1 tRNA gene is annotated in these 232 nt (G+C 72.4%); it reads right to left on the bottom strand.

Annotated features, from left to right (window positions below):
• Positions 1-16: 16 nt before the first annotated feature.
• Positions 17-89 (bottom strand) — tRNA-Thr (locus AC0I8G_RS26290).
• Between the last annotated feature and the right edge of the window lie 143 nt (positions 90-232).

Raw genomic sequence — 232 nt, forward strand, 5'->3', positions numbered from 1 at the left:
GCTCGCACACGCGGGGAGCCCCAGGCCGGAGTCGAACCGGCGACCATCCGCTTACAAGGCGGGCGCTCTGGCCTCAGAGCTACTGGGGCGTGGGTCGTGCCCCGCAAGTCTGGCACACGGGGATCACCGTCCGTGGCCCCTCCGAGCAGGGTGTCGAGGTCCCACTCGGCCCGGTCGAGCACCGGCTCGGCGTCGAGCAGTCGCGGTTCGAACCAGACGCCCTTGCCCGGGC

Source organism: Kineococcus sp. AC630 (assembly GCF_979255925.1).